General features: G+C 62.9%; 16 protein-coding genes. 12 read left to right on the top strand and 4 right to left on the bottom strand.

Annotated elements, in window-relative coordinates:
• The first annotated feature begins 207 nt into the window (after positions 1-207).
• From ACE3OA_RS16815 to ACE3OA_RS16805, 3 genes are all read left to right on the top strand, one after another.
• Entirely contained in the window at positions 208-504 is a 297-nt protein-coding gene (locus ACE3OA_RS16815) for a type II toxin-antitoxin system RelE/ParE family toxin (RefSeq protein ID WP_374312803.1), read from the top strand.
• Between the two features lies 1 nt (position 505).
• Positions 506-811 carry an addiction module antidote protein gene (locus tag ACE3OA_RS16810; RefSeq protein ID WP_374312801.1) on the top strand — a complete coding sequence of 102 codons (306 nt, stop codon included), beginning with the start codon at positions 506-508 and terminating at the stop codon, positions 809-811.
• A 113-nt stretch (positions 812-924) separates the two neighbouring features.
• Entirely contained in the window at positions 925-1815 is an 891-nt protein-coding gene (locus ACE3OA_RS16805) for a DMT family transporter (RefSeq protein WP_374312799.1), read from the top strand.
• Between the two features lie 604 nt (positions 1816-2419).
• Here ACE3OA_RS16805 and ACE3OA_RS16800 read toward each other — a convergent pair.
• Positions 2420-3163 carry a hypothetical protein gene (locus tag ACE3OA_RS16800; protein WP_374312797.1) on the bottom strand — a complete coding sequence of 248 codons (744 nt, stop codon included), beginning with the start codon at positions 3161-3163 and terminating at the stop codon, positions 2420-2422.
• A complete protein-coding gene (locus ACE3OA_RS16795) occupies positions 3160-5601 on the bottom strand; it encodes a Lon protease family protein (RefSeq protein WP_374312795.1) in 2442 nt (813 codons plus the stop codon). Before ACE3OA_RS16795 ends, ACE3OA_RS16800 begins: the two co-directional genes overlap by 4 nt.
• A 133-nt stretch (positions 5602-5734) precedes the next feature.
• Here ACE3OA_RS16795 and ACE3OA_RS16790 point away from each other — a divergent pair, with 133 nt between their 5' ends.
• A complete protein-coding gene (locus ACE3OA_RS16790) occupies positions 5735-6283 on the top strand; it encodes an HPF/RaiA family ribosome-associated protein (protein WP_374312793.1) in 549 nt (182 codons plus the stop codon).
• A gap of 5 nt (positions 6284-6288) precedes the next feature.
• The gene (locus tag ACE3OA_RS16785; protein WP_374312790.1) at positions 6289-7290 is read left to right on the top strand and encodes a zinc-dependent alcohol dehydrogenase family protein; all 1002 of its coding nucleotides are present in this window, start codon (positions 6289-6291) and stop codon (positions 7288-7290) included.
• 122 nt (positions 7291-7412) lie between these two features.
• Here the strand turns inward: ACE3OA_RS16785 and ACE3OA_RS16780 are convergent, their stop codons facing one another.
• Both ACE3OA_RS16780 and ACE3OA_RS16775 read right to left on the bottom strand, forming a co-directional pair.
• Positions 7413-7892: a PAS domain-containing protein gene (locus tag ACE3OA_RS16780; protein WP_374312788.1), complete on the bottom strand. Its 480-nt coding sequence runs from the start codon at positions 7890-7892 to the stop codon at positions 7413-7415.
• A 329-nt stretch (positions 7893-8221) separates the two neighbouring features.
• The gene (locus tag ACE3OA_RS16775; RefSeq protein WP_374312786.1) at positions 8222-8890 is read right to left on the bottom strand and encodes an alpha/beta hydrolase; all 669 of its coding nucleotides are present in this window, start codon (positions 8888-8890) and stop codon (positions 8222-8224) included.
• A 247-nt stretch (positions 8891-9137) separates the two neighbouring features.
• On the opposite strand from ACE3OA_RS16775, the gene epsC reads away from it, so the two are divergent.
• The 7 genes from epsC (at position 9138) to hscB (ending at position 14463) form a co-directional block, all read left to right on the top strand.
• The gene (epsC, locus tag ACE3OA_RS16770; RefSeq protein WP_374312784.1) at positions 9138-9905 is read left to right on the top strand and encodes a serine O-acetyltransferase EpsC; all 768 of its coding nucleotides are present in this window, start codon (positions 9138-9140) and stop codon (positions 9903-9905) included.
• A 66-nt stretch (positions 9906-9971) separates the two neighbouring features.
• Positions 9972-10487, top strand: a complete 516-nt coding sequence (locus ACE3OA_RS16765) for an Rrf2 family transcriptional regulator (protein ID WP_374312782.1) — start codon at positions 9972-9974, stop codon at positions 10485-10487.
• 12 nt (positions 10488-10499) lie between these two features.
• Positions 10500-11639: a cysteine desulfurase family protein gene (locus tag ACE3OA_RS16760; protein ID WP_374312780.1), complete on the top strand. Its 1140-nt coding sequence runs from the start codon at positions 10500-10502 to the stop codon at positions 11637-11639.
• A gap of 28 nt (positions 11640-11667) precedes the next feature.
• The gene (locus ACE3OA_RS16755) at positions 11668-12942 is read left to right on the top strand and encodes an IscS subfamily cysteine desulfurase (RefSeq protein ID WP_374312778.1); all 1275 of its coding nucleotides are present in this window, start codon (positions 11668-11670) and stop codon (positions 12940-12942) included.
• A 52-nt stretch (positions 12943-12994) separates the two neighbouring features.
• Positions 12995-13393: a Fe-S cluster assembly scaffold IscU gene (gene iscU / locus ACE3OA_RS16750; protein WP_374312776.1), complete on the top strand. Its 399-nt coding sequence runs from the start codon at positions 12995-12997 to the stop codon at positions 13391-13393.
• Positions 13390-13806, top strand: a complete 417-nt coding sequence (locus tag ACE3OA_RS16745; protein WP_374312774.1) for a HesB/IscA family protein — start codon at positions 13390-13392, stop codon at positions 13804-13806. Before iscU ends, ACE3OA_RS16745 begins: the two co-directional genes overlap by 4 nt.
• A gap of 9 nt (positions 13807-13815) precedes the next feature.
• The gene (hscB, locus tag ACE3OA_RS16740) at positions 13816-14463 is read left to right on the top strand and encodes a Fe-S protein assembly co-chaperone HscB (protein WP_374312772.1); all 648 of its coding nucleotides are present in this window, start codon (positions 13816-13818) and stop codon (positions 14461-14463) included.
• Positions 14464-14465: the final 2 nt, after the last annotated feature.

The following is a 14465-nucleotide window of genomic DNA, read 5'->3' as shown; positions in this document are numbered from 1 at the left end:
GCCCGCAACCGATGGACAGAACCCCGTCAACCTAGATGCCCCTGTCAAGCCCGGGCATGACGAATTTGGATTCATGCGATTGCCCCGCCTTCGAAAGGAAGGAGGCGACGATCTTGTTAGGAAGCTAGTAGAGTGCTGTATGAATATTACAATTAATGATATATAAACTCTTACTTGACCCGCTGTAGTCAATAAACTACATATTGCATGTACGAACTGAGACAAACGGAGACCTTTCGCAGGTGGCGTACGCAGCTTAAGGACGAGCGCGCCCGCGCGTTGATTGCGTCTCGGCTCGATCGCCTCGCTTATGGGCATGCGGGCGATGTCGAACCGGTCGGAGCGGGGATCAGCGAATTGCGGATTCACTATGGCCCGGGCTATCGCATCTACTTCCATCGGCAGGGCAAGACGCTGATCCTGCTGTTGTGTGGCGGCGACAAGAGCACGCAGGCAAGAGATATCAGGGCTGCAAAGCGGTTGCTGAATGAATGGACGGAATGACATGACTGCAAAGCGCAAGGCCGCCAGCAAGATCACGGCCTACGATCCCGCTGAGGATCTTACCTCCGACACGGCCATCGCCATTTTCATGGCCGAGGCCTTTGCGACAGAAGATTCCGGCTATATCGCCCATGCTTTGGGTGTGGTGGCGCGTGCGCGCGGCATGGCGCAGATCGCCAATGAGACTGGCCTCTCGCGCGAACAGCTCTACCGCTCCTTCAGCCGGAACGGCAACCCGACCCTGAAATCGACCCTCGCCGTCATGAAGGCCCTCGGCATCGAACTGACAGCCAAGGCACATCGCTGACATTCGTCGGTCAGGCGAGCCGAGGCAACATGTGGCAAATCCCACTTCACTTCGCGGCATAACCACGCCACAGTCTAGCGGTCTTACTGCAGAATCGACTCCCCAGGACCCCCATGCCCCCCACCTCGCACGCCCGCGGTATCGCGCTCTACCTCGCCGGCGTGGCACTCTTCGCCGCCAATGATGCGCTCGGCAAATGGATGGTCACGGACTATTCCGTGGCGGAGCTGATGTTGATCCGCTCGGTCGGGGCGGGGGTGTTGCTGCTGATGCTGGCGCGGTCGATGGGGATCTCGCTCCGATTGCCGGCCGGGCAGGTACCGCTGCATGTGCTGCGCATCCTGCTGCTGGCGGGGGACAGTTTTTCCTTCTATTTCGCCACCAAGGCGCTGCCTCTGGCGGATGTCATGACCTTCTACATGTCGGCGCCGCTCATCATCACGGCGGCCTCGGCGCTGCTGTTGAAGGAGCGGGTGGGCCTCAAACGCTGGTCGGCGATCTTCTTCGGTTTCGGCGGCGTCGTCATCGCGCTGCAGCCGACCGGGGCCGCTTTCTCGCCGGCAGCCCTCGTGGCGCTCGCGGGCGCTGCCTGCTTTGCGCTGGCCATGGTCATCACGCGGCGCCTGCGCGATTGCCATTGGCTGCCGCTGGTGGCCTGGCAGTTCATCGGCTGCGGCATCGTCGGTGCGGCGGCCTCGCCGCTCGACTGGGTTACACCCACCGGGCTCGATTTCTCGCTGATGGCGCTCGTCGGGCTGGTCGCCAGCGGCTGCTTCATGCTCATCACCAAGGCCCTCAGCCTGGCACCCGCCTCGCTGCTGGCGCCTCTGCAATACACCGCCATCGTCTGGGCCTCGATCCTGGGCTGGATCTTTTGGGCCGACAAACCCACGCCGCACATCATCCTCGGCAATTGCATCATTATCGGCAGCGGTCTCTTCGTCCTCTACCGCGAGCGCACGCTCAAAGTGGATGTGAACCAGCGCATCGAGCCCATTCCCTGAGGCGCTGGTGTGGAAGTTCTTGAAATGTTCTTGACAAGAACGCTAGGAATATGATACTAGTTCAAGGGCGCGCATAGATCACGAAACACCCGGTCCGGCGAACGACTTGCCGGCGCCGGGCATCTGGAATGACTCGGTTGTCGCCGGTGCAAGCGGTCCCGTTTGGGCTGCGCAGACCCGACCCCGGGCGTTGCGGGGCGTCGGCTCGTTCGCGGGTCGGCGATAGCAATGCATCCTGGCTGGTGATCGATCAGCCTCCCGGACCGCAGGGTGAGCGGTCCCCCGCAGGGCCCGGCGGGTGAAGGGGCCCCCCGCGGATCGTGACGGGTGATGCGATTCCCCCTTGGGCCAAGCGGACAGCCGGCCTCCCCGGATCGGCAGGGACAGCGATCCCCCCTTGGGCCAAGCGGATAGTCGGCCTCCCCGGATCGTCAGGGACAGCGATCCCCCGCGGTTTGCCTGGGTTAAGGCGCCCCCTGTTCGGCCGGGACAACCGAACAATCTTGCCGGTGGCGTCAGCCGCCGGAACGCTGCCCGAGTGATTCCAGATGGGTAATTTCAGACGGGTGAGTTGATGAGGGAGCGAGGAAATTGATGAACAGGCTTAGGGCCGGCGCAGGATGAGGACGCTGCAATGGCCTTCGGCGACGAGTGCTGCGCAGATGTCGGGATCGGTTTCGGCCGCATCGAGCACCAGCATGTCGCATTTCATTTCCGCGCTGCGCCGGGCGAGCACCGATGCGGCATGCGATTCGTCGCGCTGCAGATAGACGACCGACCCGCCCAGTTTGGCCGCCAGGGGTGCCGCAATGCGCTGAGCGCGCGGCTGCTTCTCGCCATCCTGCAGGCTGCCGATGACGAGCTTGTGCACCAGCCCCTGGTTGAGCACCAGCACGGAAGCACCGTCGGTGGTGAGGCGGCGCGGCCAGGAGGATCGCAGCCTGGCCTGTCCGGTCACAGGCCGCGAGAAGCCCTCAACGATCACCAGGTCGGTGCCGCGAACGCCGATATTGGCCAGCGTCGGTTGGCCGCGCCATTCAGTGAAGGAGGGGCGAATGCCGGCCTCGCGCGCGGCAAGATCAAGCGCGTCGCGACAACGCAGCATCTCGACCTTGATGGCGGCGATCAGCAGATCGGATTCGAGAGCGCGCGACATCTGATTGCCGAGGTCGAGATGCGCGGCGAGCGACAAGGTGGCGACGTCGAGCAGCGCCTCATCCTCGGCGAAGACGGCCTGGAGCGGCAGTTCCAGGGTCGACGCCAGATCGATGGCGGCCTGGATGCCGGCGCGATGTTCACCGCCCGGTTCGAGGATCAGCACGATGCGCTCGATGCCAAGCTCGCTCATACCGGACGGCCGATCGTGAGTTGCGTGCCGCCGCTCCATTGCTTCTGGCCCTCGGCAAAGACTTTCAAGCGCTGCATCACCGCCTGATTGAACGTACCGGCCGGATATTCGCCCGTGATCGCCAGTTCGCCGGCGGGCATTCCCGACAGCAGGGCGATCGCCTGATCGACATGGCCGATGGCATGGATATGGAACTGGCCGCGCGATACCGCATCGACCACGTCCCGGCGCAGCATCAGATTGCGCACATTCGTTGCCGGGATGATGACCCCTTGTGCGCCGGTGAGGCCGCCGAGATTGCAGACGTCGAAGAAGCCCTCGATCTTGTCGTTGACGCCGCCGATGGCCTGCACATTGCCATGCTGGTCGACCGATCCGGTCATGGCGAAGGATTGGCTGAGCGGGCGCTCGGCGATGGCCGACAACAAGGCGACGAGTTCGGCACAGGAGGCGCTGTCGCCCTCGACGCCGGAATAGGATTGCTCGAACACGATGCTGGCATTCAGTGCCAGCGGCTGCTTCATGCCATAGCGGCCGCCCAGGAACGCGGTGAGGATGAGAACGCCCTTGGCATGGATGGGGCCGCCGAGTTCCGTCTCGCGTTCAATATCCACCACCTGGCCGCGTCCCAGCTGGACCTGCGCGGTGATGCGGCTGGGGCGACCGAATTCGGTGCCACCGATCGAGACGACGGACAGGCCGTTGACCTGACCGACGCGCTCGCCCGCAGTCTCGATGCGGATAGTCTCGGTGGCGACCAGCTCGTGATAGCGCCGATAGAGCCGGTCGGCGCGCCGCCGCCTTGCCTCGATGGCGCTCTCGACGGATTGGGCGCTCACTGTCTTTTCACCGGCGGCCTTGGCGCAGTAATCCGCTTCGGTCGCGAGGTCGGCCAGCGCGCTCATGTCGGCCGTGAGCTTGTGAGCGTCACCGGCAAGGCGGGCGGCGTATTCAATGACGCGGGCGATGGCACCGGGAGCGAAGGGCAGCAGCTTCTCTCGCTGGGCGATATGAGTGACGAAGGCGGCATATTGCTTCGTTTCTTCCGCTGTCCGGTTGATCTGGTCATCGAAATCAGCGGCCACCTTGAACAGGGTTGCGAATTCCGGATCGAGCATCGAGAGCAGGTAATAGGTGCGCGGCTCGCCGATCAGGATGACCTTGAGGGCGAGCGGCATGGGTTCGGGCTTCAGCGAAACGGTGCTGGCAAGGCTCAGCAATTGTTCGATGGATTCGATTTTCACCTCGCCGGCGCGGAGGGCGCGCTTCAGCGATTCCCAGGAGAATCCGTTCATCAGCAATCGTTCGGCATCGATCACCAGATAGCCGCCATTGGCGCGGTGCAGGGCGCCGGGAATGAGCAGGTTGAAATCGGTGAGCAGCGTGCCCATGCGCGCAATATGCTCGACGCGGCCGACCAGATTCTGATGCGTCGGGTTGTCCTCATAGATCACCGGCGCGCCGCCAAGGCGGCTGTTGTCGACGATCACATTGACCTGGTAGCGACGGAAGGAAAGCCCGTTGCGCGAGCTGCCTTCCAGCGGACCATCGTTCTGGTTCGGCTCGTGCGCCGCGGACAGGAACTCGTCGGCATTCTGCTGGATGTCTTTCTCGACCACGTCGAGATAGGCGCAGACCGCCGGCAGGTCCTTGAACTTCTCCTTGATCTCGCCGAAGGGCAGGCTGGTGACGGCGAGGACGATTTCCTGGTTGAGATTGCGGATGGCCTCGCGCACCTCGCGTTCCCAGTTGGGGATCTGCCGAACCAGCTTCTCCAACTCGACCTGCAGGATTTCGATCTTCTCGCGGATCTTCTTCTGTTCGCTTTCCGGAAAGATGTCGAAATCGGCCGGGCGGATCGGTTCCTTGTTCTTGAGCGGCGCCAGCGTGAGGCCGAAGGGCGTGCGCATGACGGCGACATCCTGCGCTTCGGCGCGCTGGCGGAATTCGTCGAAGGTCTTTTCATGTGCCGACTTTGCCTGCTGCTCGAAGGCATCGCGACGGGCGCGGTAATCCTCTCGCTCGAACGCGGCAGGGAGGGCCGCGCGCAGATCCTTGATCAGATGCGCCATCGCCTCGCGCAATTCGACCGCGCGGCCGGCCGGCAGCCGCAGGATGGTCGGCTGGTGCGGCTCGGCAAAATTGTGGATGTAGCACCAATCGTCGGGCCGTGGCCGCCGATCGGCGGCTTCCTGCAGCAGGGTCTGCACCAATGTGTGGCGCCCGGCACCGGTCGGCCCGTGGACGAAAATATTGTAGCCCTTGGTCTCGACGCCGATGCCGAAGGCCACGGCTTCCATCGCGCGGTCCTGACCGATTGCGCGTGGCGCGGCGCCATCTTTCGGCTGGGGAGCTGGCAGATCGGCGGGCGCGCAGGGATGATAGAGGGCCGAAACGGGCACCCTGGTCGACGCTTTCGCATCAGAAGTGTCTGCCATGCCCATCTCTCCCTTCGGAACCATTTGACACCTTAAGACCCTGCGCGCGAAAGAGGGCTTGATTTAGGTCAAGGACAGGTCCCGAATTAGGGCCAAGCCTGATCTTGTCGGTATTACAGAGTCTGGAACGGCCATGAAAATTCCCCTGCAGATCACCTTCAGCAACATGGACCCATCCGATGCCGTGCGGGTGCGGATCGAGGAACTGGCGGCCAAGCTCGACCGCTTCAGCGAGCAGATCGTCAGCTGCCGCGTCGTCATCAGCGCCCCCAATAAGCGCCAGCGCAGCGGCAAGCTCTATCATGTCAGCATCGACCTCGCCTTGCCGGGCCATGAGATCGCCATCAACAAGGCCTCGCCCAAGGACCAGGCACATGAGGATATCTATGTCGCCATCCGCGACGCCTTCGATGCGCTGACCCGGCGCGTCGAGGATGCGACGCGCAAGATGCGCCACGACGTGAAGTCGCATGAGGCGCCGGCCACGGCGCGCGTCGTGCGCCTGTTCCCGGAGCAGGATTACGGCTTCCTCGAGGATGCGACCGTGGGCGAGGTCTATTTCCATGCCAACAGCGTTCCCCATGGCGGGTTCAAGAAACTTGCCGTCGGCGCGCGCGTCACCTATGTGGCAGCACCGGGCGAGAAAGGCTTGCAGGCAAGCGTCGTCAAGCCGCTGGCGTGAGCGCCATGCCGAAGGGTACCGCCATGGTGCTGGCAGCGCCGGGTGCGGCGCTGCAACGGCAGGAACGGCACTGGCCGCAACCGCAGGCTGGCGAGGTGCTGATCAAGGTTCATGCCTGCGGCGTCTGCCGGACCGATCTTCATGTCGTCGACGGCGAATTGACGGAGCCGCATCTTCCCTGCATTCCCGGACATGAGGTGATCGGCACCGTGCTGGCGCTGGGTTCCGGCGTCACCTCGGTAGCGTTGGGTGCCCGCATCGGCGTGCCATGGCTGGGATTCACCTGCGGCAATTGCGAACATTGTCGGGCTGGCCGCGAAAACCTGTGCGCACTTGCTTCCTTCACCGGCTATCAGCGCGACGGCGGCTATGCCGAATTCATGATCGCCGATGCGCGCTATTGCCTGCCCATTCCGCCGGGCTATTCCGATGCCGAGGCAGCGCCATTGCTTTGCGCCGGCCTCATTGGCTATCGCGCCTTGAGGAAAGCGGGGGAGGGCAAGCGCCTCGGCCTCTACGGCTTCGGTGCTGCGGCACATATCATCGTCCAGGTGGCGCAGTATGAGGGCAGGGAAGTCTATGCCTTCTCGCGCCCTGGCGACGATGCGGCGATGGATTTTGCGCGCGGACTTGGTGCCGTCTGGGCCGGACCGTCAGACACGCTGCCACCGGTCGAACTCGATGCCGCCATCATCTTCGCGCCCGACGGTGTCCTGGTGCCGCGAGCCCTCCGCGCCATCCGCCCTGGCGGCCGCGTGGTCTGCGCCGGCATTCATATGAGCGATATTCCAAGCTTTCCCTATCGCCTGCTGTGGCAGGAACGCGAGATCGTCTCAGTGGCCAACCTCACCCGCCAGGACGGCCTCGACTTCCTCGCCCTCGCTCCAAAAATCCCCGTGCACACCCAGGTGACGCTCTATCCATTGCATGAGGCCAACCGCGCCCTATCCGATTTGCGCAAAGGAAGATTGCAGGGCGCGGCGGTGCTGGTGCCGGGAGAGGGGTGAAGCTTCAGAGGTGGTACGAGACGATAGCGATGTATATTGGCGGCCGACTTTGAATATTGAAAATTGGGTAGCAGTGATCTCTGCGCGGGTTCTTTGCATTCGTTCGTCAGATGCGACGCCGATCAGGCTTTGGGGAATTCGAAGCCCATCATAATCATGTCTACTGAGGCGCCGTCAGATGCCAATGGCAGCAAGAGCATGCCATAGCGAAAATACTCGCCGTCAATGATGACTGATCGACGCACCATCAACGGCACGCGTTCCAGGACGGTTTTGCTCATGACCTCCTTTATGAACGCTCTCGATTGAACGCGCGGGAAGTCCTCGACGAAGGTATTGGTCGGATCAAAGCCAAATTGCGTGACCCAATCGGTGCCGACCAGCCGAAAACGAAAGCGCAGCGGATCTGAAAGTACGTCGACTATCACAATTCGACCGAGCAGCTTTCGCATGTCCAGTGGGTCGAACGAGGCCCGTGCCGGGAGGCCGCCCGTCTTGCGCCGGTCAAGCCACATTGAAAGAAGCTGCGAAAGATCGCCAAGCCCCGCCATATCGTCGACAGTGGGAGCGGTGACGCTCGTGTGTTCGTCAAGGTCGTTCATCTTGACTTCCCGCTGTGCGCAAAGTCGCGCGGCATAAGAGAGGCTGCAACTCCTGGCTTTTCTCCTTTTGCCGAGCTAGCCATTCTCCACAGCCGCAACAATGCGACCGAAGCTCCAGTTACGCGGTGATCGCTCGCGTCACAGAGACATCGAAGCATTGCGATAGACAGAGTGTCATCGGCGAATCTGATTGCCAATGACTTACTTCGGTCGTTGTCCATTAGCGGAGGATTGGATGCCTAGATTCGGTCAAAACCGGACTGTCGGCGATCCCGCTTTGGCCCGCGATCTCCTGGCGCTCATCTTGCGATAGTCGGTTGCAGCCGAGCCTACTTCCCAGCCCGCGACTTTGCAGCCGCCTCGGGGAGTGCCGTGTCGAGGTAGGTGTCGCAGATCTTGGTGAGCTGATCGAGATGCTCGGTGAAGAAGTGCGAGGCGCCCGGCACGATCTGGTAGTCGATCTTGATGCCGCGCTGGTGGGTGAGTTTGGTCACCAGCTTCTGCACCGATTCCTGCGGCACGACATTGTCCTGGTCACCCTGGACCACGAGGCCCGAGGAGGGGCAGGGGGCGAGGAATGAGAAGTCGTAGATATTGGCGGGCGGGGCTACCGAGATGAAGCCGGAGATTTCCGGGCGGCGCATCAGGAGCTGCATGCCGATCCAGGCGCCGAAGGAAAAGCCGGCGATCCAGCATTGCGGGGCGTTGGGGTTCCAGGTCTGCAGCCAATCAAGGGCCGCCGCGGCGTCCGAAAGTTCGCCTTCGCCCCGGTCGAACTTGCCTTGGGAGCGGCCGACGCCGCGGAAATTGAAGCGCAGGACTGAAAACCCACGCTGCTGGAAGGTCTGGTAAAGGCTATAGACGACCTTGTTGTTCATGGTCCCGCCATGCTGCGGATGGGGGTGCAGCATCAGCGCTATAGGGGAATTAGGGGTGCTTGCCTGCTGATAGCGGCCTTCAAGCCGGCCTTCCGGCCCGTTCATAATAATCTCAGGCATTTCTTGTCCAATAACCGATCTATATCAGCAGGTTAAGGGTTCACGGCCAGAATGTCACAGACGCTTGGTTGACATTTTCCGATGGAAAACAACCGGCCAGAACCCTGGGTCATAACGATCAATACTTGATCGTCATAGTCAGGCATATTATATCACCTTCGAACGGTGACCACCGCAGTGGGCCGGGCTTATAGTTGACTGCTTATATCAGCTATAGGCCGAAACCGGCGGCGCGCTAATAAACACGATGGCGATGATGTTTTTCAAGAACATTGCGGCTGAGCTCGATGCAATTAAGGCCCGCGACCCGGCTGCCCGGTCGCGGCTGATGGTGGCGCTCACCTATCCGTGTTTCCATGCCGTGCTGCTGCATCGCCTGGCGCGGCCGGTCTATCTCGCCGGATTTCCGACCCTGGCGCGCATGGTTTCGCAGTTTTCACGCTTCATCACCGGTATCGAGATTCACCCCGGTGCCCAGATCGGCAAGCGCTTCTTCATCGACCATGGCATGGGCGTCGTGATCGGCGAGACGGCGGTCGTCGGCGATGACGTGACCCTTTATCACGACGTGACCTTGGGCGGCATCGCGCCGGCCATCAATTCGGCAGCCCAGGTCAATGTGAAGCGCCACCCGACGCTGGAAGACGGCGTCATCGTCGGTGCCGGCGCCCAGGTGCTGGGCGACATCGTCGTCGGCAAGGGTGCCCGCGTCGGCGGCAATGCCGTCGTGATCAAGAGCGTGCCGGCCAACAGTGTGGCGGTCGGCGTCCCGGCGCGGATCGTGATGCCCAAGGAATGCGGCAGCGAGTTCGCGGCCTATGGCATGCCGACCCAGGACCTGCCCGATCCGGTGGCGCGCGCCATCGAAGGATTGCTGGACCAGATTTCGCGCCTGCAGGCGCGCATCACGGTCTTGGAGACGGAAGTGGAACGCGGCACCGGGCCGGCGGCACCCAAGACGGATGGACAAGAAGACGGCGAGCTCGGCGATGTGCGCCGGTTCGGCCACAACTGACGACAAGACGGAAATCGAGGGCGGGGCGGGGCAGACTCCCGTCCGGCAAGCTTTAGGAGAAGTGTCATGAGATTGAGCACCAAGGGCCGCTACGCCGTGATGGCGCTCGTTGATCTGGCGACCAACAGCCAGGGTCGACCCGTTTCGCTGGCCGATATCTCGAGCCGGCAGGAAATTTCGCTGTCCTATCTCGAGCAGCTGTTCGCCAAGCTGCGCCGGGCCGGGTTGGTGAAGTCGGTGCGGGGTCCCGGCGGCGGCTATCTGCTGGCGCGCACGTCGGACGATACGCGCATCGCCGATGCGATCCTCGCGGTCGACGAACCCATCCGCGCCACACGCTGCAAGCCGAACACGGCCACCGGCTGCCATTCGGACAAGTCGCGCTGCCTGACCCATGATCTGTGGGAAGAGCTGTCGCGCCAGATCCATCTGTTCCTCAGCTCCGTGTCGCTGGCGGATGTGGTCGAGCGTCGTATCCTCGGCATCGCGCACAAGGTCGAAGGCGCACAAATGAGCGCACCGGCCAGCAACGGCAACGGTGCCGACCATGCCGCGGATTCGGCCGCGGCGGCAGCGGAGTAAGACAACAGCATCATGAACCGCGCCCTCTACATGGACTGGAATGCGACCGCACCGCTGCGCGCAGAAGCGCTGGCGGCGATGTCGGCCGCATTGCAGGAGGTCGGCAATCCGTCCTCGGTCCATGCCTTTGGCCGCCGTGCGCGGGCCTGGGTCGATCATGCGCGGGAGGCCGTGGCCGCTCTGGTCGGCGGTCGGGCGCCGCTGGTGACCTTCACCTCGGGCGGTACGGAAGCGAACAATCTGGCGCTTCATGCGCGCCAGGGGCGGCCGCTGGTGGTGTCGGCGATCGAGCATGAATCGGTGTTGCGCCCGGCGCGGCTTGCCGGTGCGCAAGTCGCACGCGTGGGGCGCAACGGCGAAGTGGATGTGGCGCATCTCAGCCACCTGCTCGACAAGGCCGATCGCCCGGCCTTCGTCTCGGTGATGCTGGCCAATAACGAGACCGGTGTTATCCAGCCAGTGGCAGAGATCGCGCGCGTGGCAAAGGCCAAGGGTGCGCTGGTGCATTGCGACGCCATCCAGGCGGCGGGGCGCATCCCGGTCGACATCAATCAGCTGGGCGTCGATTACCTGACCTTGTCGGCACACAAGATCGGCGGGCCGCAGGGTGCGGGCGCCCTGGTGCTGGCCGGCGATCTGCCGGTCGAGCCGCTGGTGCAAGGCGGCGGCCAGGAGCGCAACCGGCGCGGCGGCACCGAGAATGTGGCCGCCATCGCCGGCTTCGGTGCGGCGGCGGAAGCGGCGGCGAGTCTGGTGGAGAGTACGCGCATCGGCACATTGCGCGATGCGTTGGAGGAGAAGCTGGTGGGTTTCGGCCTGCCGGTCACGATTTTCGGCCGATCGGCCATGCGTTTGCCCAACACGTCCTGCTTTGCCAGCGGTACCAAGACGGCGGAAACGCTGGTGATGGCGCTGGATCTCGCAGGCATTGCCATTTCGGCGGGCTCCGCCTGTTCGTCAGGCAAGGTGCGGCCGAGCCATGTGATTTCGGCCATGGGCTTCGATGCGGCGACGGCTGGTTCGGCCATTCGCGTCAGCCTCGGCTGGCAGAACAGCGCTGCCGATATCGATCAATTCATCGCCGCCTGGGCGCGCGTGCAGCGGGCGGGCCTCGCCCGCAACGACGCTGAACAAGCGCGCGTTCCGGCTTAAGAGAGAGTGGAAGGGTAGCCAAGTCATCATGAACATCGCCAACCAGAACACCAAATCGGCATCGAGCGGCAGCAATCCGGGCGTCAACATTCCCAAGCTGCCGATCTATCTCGATTACCAGGCGACGACGCCGTGCGATCCGCGCGTGGTCGAGGCGATGCTGCCGTTCTTCACCGAGCATTTCGGCAACCCGCATTCGCGCAATCACAAATATGGCTGGGACGCCGAAGCCGCCGTCGAGAAGGCGCGCGCACAGGTGGCCAGCATCATCGGCGCGGATGAGAAGGAGATCATCTTCACCTCGGGCGCCACGGAATCGAACAACCTGGCCATCAAGGGTGTGGCGCATTTCTACAAAGACAAGAAGAACCACATCATCACCACGGTGACCGAGCATAAATGCGTGCTCGATTCCTGCCGCCATCTGGAGCTGGAAGGGTTCGAGGTCACCTATCTGCCGGTGCAGAAGAATGGCCTCGTCGATCTCGACGTGCTCAGGAACGCGATCACGCCGAAGACGTCGATCGTCTCGATCATGGCGGTCAATAACGAGATCGGCGTCATCCAGCCCTTGGCCGAGATCGGCAAGATCTGCCGTGAGAAGGGCGTCTTCTTCCACACCGACGCGGCGCAGGCCGTGGGCAAGATTCCGCTCGACGTCGATGCGATGAACATCGATCTGCTCTCGATCTCGGGTCACAAGATCTATGGGCCCAAGGGCATCGGCGCGCTCTATGTGCGGCGGAAGCCGCGCGTGCGCCTCGAAGCGCTCATTCATGGTGGCGGTCAGGAGCGCGGTTTCCGTTCCGGCACGCTGCCGACCCCGCTTTGCGTGGGCCTCGGTGAAGCCTGCGCCATCGCCGAGAAGGAAATGGGCGCCGAGTCCGAACGCCTCAAGAAACTCGCCAAGCGCTTCTATGACGGCGTCACGGCGAAGCTCTCGGAGGTCTATCTCAACGGCGATGCCGAGCACCGCATCCCCGGCAACCTCAACCTCTCCTTCGCCCATGTCGAAGGCGAGGGGCTGATGATGGGGATCAAGGATCTCTGCGTGTCGTCGGGTTCGGCCTGCACTTCGGCCTCGCTCGAGCCGTCCTATGTGCTGCGTGCCCTCGGTGTCGAGGTCGAGATGGCGCATACCTCGCTCCGGATCGGCATCGGCCGTTTCACGACCGAGCAGGAAATCGATTACGCCGTCGAGCATCTGGTGCAGGCGGTGCAGCGTCTTCGGGAAATGAGCCCGCTCTGGGAAATGGCCCAGGCCGGCATTGATATCAAGTCGATCCAATGGGCCGAGCACTAAGCCCCGTGTTAAGTTTCTTGGGCATTGGACAGCAGGTGTAAGGGAGTAGGTCATGTATAGCGAAAAAGTCGTCGACCATTACGAGAACCCCCGCAACGTCGGCGGTTTTGCGAAGGAAGAAGCCGGTATCGGTACCGGTCTGGTCGGTGCGCCGGCTTGCGGCGACGTGATGAAGCTGCAGATCAAGGTGGGTGCCGACGGTCGCATCGAGGATGCCAAATTCAAGACCTTCGGCTGCGGTTCGGCCATCGCCTCGTCGTCGCTGGCGACCGAATGGGTCAAGGGCAAGACGCTCGCTGAAGCGGAAACGATCAAGAACACCGAGATCGCGCAGCATCTGGCGTTGCCGCCGGTGAAGATCCATTGCTCGGTGCTGGCCGAAGACGCCATCAAGGCAGCGATCAAGGACTACCGCGAGAAGGCCGGCATTGCGGACAAGGCGGCGGAATGAGTGACGGTGGCAACATGACCGAGACGAGTACGGCGCAAGGAGCGCCGGCACCGGCGCCGGTGAAGCCCGCGCGGCGCCCCAAGCCCGCGGCGATCACGGTGACGCCGGCGGCGCTGGAACGCGTGCGCGAATTGCTGGGCAAGCGCGGCAAGCCGTCAGTCGGCATCCGCATCGGCATCCGGTCGAAGGGTTGTTCGGGCCTTTCCTACACGATCGAATATGCCGACGAACGCGGCCAGGGCGACGAGGCGATCGAGCAGGACGGCGTCACCATCCTGATCGATCCCAAGGCGTCGCTGTTCATCTTCGGCACGGAGATGGATTTCGTCGAAGAAAAACTGCAGAACGGCTTCGTGTTCCGCAATCCCAATGAAAAAGGGCGCTGCGGCTGCGGCGAGTCCTTCCACGTTTGAGCGCATACGATGGCTGTGGTTCAGAATATCGGCGGAGCGGGCGCCGGGGGCGCCGGCGCGGAGTTCGTGCCGTGCTGGTCGTGCAAGGGTCCGGTAGATAGCCGGGCGTTGTTCTGCCACACCTGCGGCGCTGTCCAGGCGCCGGGATCGACGGATCATTTTGCGCGACTGGGGATGGAGCGCAGCTTCGACCTCGATGATGAGCGGCTGGAAAAGCAGTATCTGGGATTCCAGCGCGTGCTGCATCCAGATCGCTTCGCCGGCAAGCCCGCCAAGGAACGCGCCATCGCCGAATCCCAGGCCGTAGCTCTCAACGAAGCCTATGAGACGTTGAATGATCCGCTGAAGCGGGCGACCTATCTGCTGCGCCTCAAGGGCGTGCTATCGGAAGCCGCCGCCGACAAGACGATCAACGATCCGGCGCTGCTGATGGAAGCGATGGAGAAGCGCGAGGCGCTGGCGGAAGCCGAAAGCGCCGATGCGATCGAAGAGCTGATGGTAGGTGCCGCGGCCGGCGCCATCCAGCTGCTCAGCGACATCTCGCTGGCCTTCGCCGCCGACAATCTTGTTGCCGCCAATCGCGCCGTTCTGCGCCTCAAATACCTGCGTAAATTCCTGGAAGAAGCGCGCCTGCGACGGGCCGCGCTGGAATCCTGATG

The organism is Dongia sp., assembly GCF_041906375.1.
Taxonomy (GTDB): Bacteria; Pseudomonadota; Alphaproteobacteria; order Dongiales; family Dongiaceae; genus Dongia.
The sequence above is the reverse complement of the archived record's forward strand: the minus strand, read 5'-3'. Positions and strand labels throughout refer to the sequence as shown.

Excerpts from the sequence above, each read along its gene's own strand:
- ACE3OA_RS16815 (WP_374312803.1), top strand. The coding sequence starts at position 208 with ATGTACGAACTGAGACAAACGGAGACCTTTCGCAGGTGGCGTACGCAG.
- ACE3OA_RS16810 (WP_374312801.1), top strand. The coding sequence starts at position 506 with ATGACTGCAAAGCGCAAGGCCGCCAGCAAGATCACGGCCTACGATCCC.
- ACE3OA_RS16805 (WP_374312799.1), top strand. The coding sequence starts at position 925 with ATGCCCCCCACCTCGCACGCCCGCGGTATCGCGCTCTACCTCGCCGGC.
- ACE3OA_RS16800 (WP_374312797.1), bottom strand. The coding sequence starts at position 3,163 with ATGAGCGAGCTTGGCATCGAGCGCATCGTGCTGATCCTCGAACCGGGC.
- ACE3OA_RS16795 (WP_374312795.1), bottom strand. The coding sequence starts at position 5,601 with ATGGCAGACACTTCTGATGCGAAAGCGTCGACCAGGGTGCCCGTTTCG.
- ACE3OA_RS16790 (WP_374312793.1), top strand. The coding sequence starts at position 5,735 with ATGAAAATTCCCCTGCAGATCACCTTCAGCAACATGGACCCATCCGAT.
- ACE3OA_RS16785 (WP_374312790.1), top strand. The coding sequence starts at position 6,289 with ATGCCGAAGGGTACCGCCATGGTGCTGGCAGCGCCGGGTGCGGCGCTG.
- ACE3OA_RS16780 (WP_374312788.1), bottom strand. The coding sequence starts at position 7,892 with ATGAACGACCTTGACGAACACACGAGCGTCACCGCTCCCACTGTCGAC.
- ACE3OA_RS16775 (WP_374312786.1), bottom strand. The coding sequence starts at position 8,890 with ATGCCTGAGATTATTATGAACGGGCCGGAAGGCCGGCTTGAAGGCCGC.
- epsC (WP_374312784.1), top strand. The coding sequence starts at position 9,138 with ATGGCGATGATGTTTTTCAAGAACATTGCGGCTGAGCTCGATGCAATT.
- ACE3OA_RS16765 (WP_374312782.1), top strand. The coding sequence starts at position 9,972 with ATGAGATTGAGCACCAAGGGCCGCTACGCCGTGATGGCGCTCGTTGAT.
- ACE3OA_RS16760 (WP_374312780.1), top strand. The coding sequence starts at position 10,500 with ATGAACCGCGCCCTCTACATGGACTGGAATGCGACCGCACCGCTGCGC.
- ACE3OA_RS16755 (WP_374312778.1), top strand. The coding sequence starts at position 11,668 with ATGAACATCGCCAACCAGAACACCAAATCGGCATCGAGCGGCAGCAAT.
- iscU (WP_374312776.1), top strand. The coding sequence starts at position 12,995 with ATGTATAGCGAAAAAGTCGTCGACCATTACGAGAACCCCCGCAACGTC.
- ACE3OA_RS16745 (WP_374312774.1), top strand. The coding sequence starts at position 13,390 with ATGAGTGACGGTGGCAACATGACCGAGACGAGTACGGCGCAAGGAGCG.
- hscB (WP_374312772.1), top strand. The coding sequence starts at position 13,816 with ATGGCTGTGGTTCAGAATATCGGCGGAGCGGGCGCCGGGGGCGCCGGC.